3 protein-coding genes, 1 tRNA gene and 1 pseudogene are annotated in these 3,656 nt (G+C 43.2%); 4 read left to right on the top strand and 1 reads right to left on the bottom strand.

The window, feature by feature from the left end; translation table 11 throughout:
* On the top strand, positions 1-1,450 hold a 1,450-nt coding region (gene selA, locus RDS42_RS13325), incomplete at its 5' end, for an L-seryl-tRNA(Sec) selenium transferase (protein WP_308784083.1).
* Between the two features lie 20 nt (positions 1,451-1,470).
* Here selA and RDS42_RS13320 read toward each other — a convergent pair.
* Positions 1,471-1,568: transfer RNA gene (locus tag RDS42_RS13320), tRNA-Sec, on the bottom strand.
* A 128-nt stretch (positions 1,569-1,696) separates the two neighbouring features.
* Here RDS42_RS13320 and fdhD point away from each other — a divergent pair.
* The 3 genes and pseudogenes from fdhD to RDS42_RS13305 all read left to right on the top strand — a co-directional run.
* The gene (fdhD, locus tag RDS42_RS13315; RefSeq protein ID WP_308784082.1) at positions 1,697-2,419 is read left to right on the top strand and encodes a formate dehydrogenase accessory sulfurtransferase FdhD; all 723 of its coding nucleotides are present in this window, start codon (positions 1,697-1,699) and stop codon (positions 2,417-2,419) included.
* Positions 2,416-3,120, top strand: a complete 705-nt coding sequence (locus RDS42_RS13310) for a LytTR family DNA-binding domain-containing protein (protein ID WP_308784081.1) — start codon at positions 2,416-2,418, stop codon at positions 3,118-3,120. Before fdhD ends, RDS42_RS13310 begins: the two co-directional genes overlap by 4 nt.
* A gap of 2 nt (positions 3,121-3,122) precedes the next feature.
* Positions 3,123-3,656: pseudogene (locus RDS42_RS13305) on the top strand (ATP-binding protein); the annotation flags it as partial.

Genomic DNA, 3,656 nt, shown 5'->3' with positions numbered 1-3,656 from the left:
GGATAAAAATAAAATCTTAAGACAGCTTCCAAAGGTAGACCGCCTTCTGGAAGAACCAGAAAGCGCAGAGCTCTGCAGACAATATGGCAGAGAAAGGACAATAGAGGCTTTTCGCGAAGCGCTGGATGTTTTTAGAAATCAGATTCTTCATGGAGAAGAAGGACTGGAGGAGCTTTCAGGAAAAACAAAAGAGATAAAACCAGAAAGGCTCCAGGCCTGGATCTTTGACAGAAGCCAAACCAGGCTCAGGGAATCGGATACCTCTTCTTTTCAAAGAGTTCTGAATGCTACAGGAGTGATTCTTCATACAAATCTTGGCCGGGCGCCTATGGGGGAGCATCAAAAATCAGCAGTAATGGAAGCTATGTGGGGATACTCAAACCTGGAGTATGAACTTTTACAAGGGAAAAGAGGACATCGCCAGTCTCATTATAAAGACCTGATCTGCCAGATCACAGGAGCGGAGGATGCTGTGGCAGTTAATAATAACGCTGCCGCAGTAAGTCTGATCCTTGGAGCTATGGCAAAAAAAAAAGAAGTGGTGGTTTCCAGAGGGGAGCTGATAGAAATTGGAGGGCGCTTCCGCGTTCCTGATGTAATGGAACAAAGCGGAGCCATTTTAAGAGAAACAGGCTGTACCAACCGGACAAGGATTTCAGATTATGAAAAAGTTATCTGGGAAGAAACTGCTGCTTTATTAAAGGTTCATACAAGTAATTACAAGATTGTGGGCTTTACGGAAGAAACATCAGTAAAGGAACTGGCACAGCTGGGAAAAAGACATGGGATCCCGGTGATCGTAGATCTTGGAAGCGGTGTTTTGGTGAATCTGGAAAAATATGGACTGGCTCATGAGACTACAGTTCAGGAAGTATTGAAAGAGGGAGCAGACGTGGTCTGTTTTTCCGGCGACAAACTTCTGGGCGGCCCCCAGGCAGGGATTATTGCCGGAAAGAAAAAGTACATAAAAGCTATAGAAAATCATCCAATGATGCGTATGCTGCGTCTGGATAAGTTTACTACAGCAGCTCTGGAAGCTACGTTCCGAGAATATCTGGATGAAAAGAATGCCTGGGCGAATATTCCTGTATTGCAGATGATTGCCAGAGGAGAGGAGGAGCTGCGTTTACAGGCAGAGATGATTATAAAGGAACTGGGGGAAGGGGGATATCCTGGCAGAATCACCTTAGAAAAAAGCCGTTCCGCAGTAGGAGGAGGTTCCCTTCCGGGAGAGGAAATGCCGGATTACGCTGTGGTAATAGAGCCGAAAGAGGAAAGAGCAGAGGAGCTTTCGTGCCGTCTTAGAAGGCTTCCGCTGCCTGTGATCGGTCATATAAAAAATGAAAAAGTGTGGTTGGAGATGCGTACAATCTCTGCGGAAGAAGCCTCCCTGCTGGCAAACGCTCTGAAAGAAGCTCTCTTTCATAAAAAAAGAGCTGTGGAAATATAATCCACAGCTTCATTGCTGTCTGGCGGATGCCTGTGAGAATCGAACTCACCCAGGGCGCTCTTAACGTCCAGCACAGGTTTTGAAGACCAGGGGGCACACCAGTTACCCAACGACATCCATATTTTGATACCGGAACATTATAACAGGATATGACGGGAATTTCAATAGAGGGCAATGGGAAAAGATAAGCCTGGCTGTAGACCGCAGTTCGCATCGGTTACAGTCATGGCATCAGAAAGGATTTTTATGAAAAAAACAGAGATATCCATTCAGAAAATAACAAATAATGATTTTTTGGAATGCATAGATATGGCTGCGCTGGAAGCAGTGTACGACGTATATCTGAATTGCAGCAAAGAATTTCGGATCAGTTGTACCCCGGAGAATCTGGAGGAACTGATCATGGGCCGCCTTTATACAGAAAACAGGATCAGTGGGACGGAAGAAATGAAAGAAATTATCATCCGGGAGCAGGAAAAGGAAATTCATATAAAAACTGAAAAAGAAGCCGGAGAAAGCCAGAAGAAGAACCAGGGGAAAAAAAAGTGCTATGAGGGAGAGGCTATGACGCTTTTTGCTGCGGCAGATAAAATTTTTGAAAATCCGGGAGAGCTTTTCAGAGAAACAGGCTGTGCCCATTGCTGCGCCTTATGGAAGGATGGGGAGATCCTTTGCTGCTTTGAGGATATTGGCCGTCATAATGCTTTGGACAAAGCAGTAGGAAGGGCGCTTCTTCAGAGGGTATCTTTGGAAGACTGCGTAGTTTTTACCAGCGGAAGAGTTTCTTCCGATTATCTTCAAAAGATTGTTCATGCAGAAATCGGAACAGTGGTTTCCAGGGCGGCAGTTACAGATCTTGCAGCAGATCTTGCACGCAGAAATAAAATAACACTTTATGGTTTTGTAAGAAAAGGAAAGGGAAACTGTTATTCAAAAGAAACGTTTTCTGGGAAAGGAGGATCTGCATGATTCATATTGCTGTTGTGGAAGATGAAAAACTGTTTGCAGAACAGATTCTGAATTTTATCAGGAAATATGAAAAAGAGAATAACAGGCAGATCAAAGTGACGGCATATTCAGACGGAGAAGACATTGTAGAAGATTATAAGGGAGAATACGATATTATTCTCATGGATATCCAAATGAGATTTATGGACGGGATGACTGCGGCAGAAAAGATCCGAAGTCTGGATGATGAAGTGATCATTATGTTTATTACCAATATGATCCAGTACGCAGTGCGGGGATATGAGGTGGATGCTATGGATTATGTGGTAAAGCCTGTGGAATATTTTTCGTTTTCTCAGAAACTGGATAAGGCCATTGCTAGGATTCGGAAAAAGAAAGAAATATATATTACTGTGCCAACAGAAAACGGAGTAAAGAAACTGGATATCTCCCGTGTATTTTATATTGAAAGTCAGGGTCATAACGCTATTTTCCGTATGGACTGTGGAGAAATCACAGCCAGAGCATCCCTGAAAGAATTAGAAGGCAGCATGAAAGAGTATGGGTTCTTTCGCTGTGCCAAAGGCTTTCTTGTGAATATGAAGCTGGTGGACGGCATGGCAGGAAGCGACTGTATAATCAATGGAAATAAAATTCCGGTAAGCCGCACAAAGAAAAAAGAATTTATGGACTGTCTGATACGCTATATGAATGGAGAATAAAAATGCAGTTTTATGAAGATATTCCAAGACTTTATACAGCTCTGGCAGAATGGGGAGCCTGCATCCTGTATTTATATATGATCAGAGGGCGGCTGAAAAGTGGCCTTTTCTGGGTAAGCAGCGTAGCCTTCCTTATTGTGCAGAGCATGTTTCTTATTTTTACAGGTGATCTGCCTACCATGTTCTGGATTCCCTGTATGTTTATGGCTGCAGGGATGATGTATCTTTTTCTTGTTCTGTGGGGAAAAATAAACTGGATCAGTGCTGTATATTGCTGCGCCCAGGCATTTTTGCTGGCTGAGTTCACAGCCTCCCTTGAATGGCAGATCCATACTTTTCTGCAAAAAGAAATTTCCATAAATTTCTGGCAGTCGGTGCTTTTGCTCCTTTTGATTTACGGAGGATGTTTTGCTGTAATGTATAAGATCACTAGTCCCCTTCTTACCGGAGATTACTTAAGTCAGATTTCAGCGAAAGAAGCATTTTCAGCAGCAGGGATTGTAGTAGTTGTATTTGCTTTCAGCAATCTTAGTTTT

Origin of the sequence: uncultured Blautia sp., assembly GCF_902497045.1 — a bacterium.
Lineage (GTDB): Bacteria > Bacillota > Clostridia > Lachnospirales > Lachnospiraceae > Blautia_A.
This window is presented reverse-complemented; position numbering and strand designations above follow the sequence as displayed.

Bases quoted from the DNA above. Each gene is read 5' to 3' on its own strand.
- fdhD (WP_308784082.1), top strand. From the start codon at position 1,697: ATGAAAAAAACAGAGATATCCATTCAGAAAATAACAAATAATGATTTT.
- RDS42_RS13310 (WP_308784081.1), top strand. From the start codon at position 2,416: ATGATTCATATTGCTGTTGTGGAAGATGAAAAACTGTTTGCAGAACAG.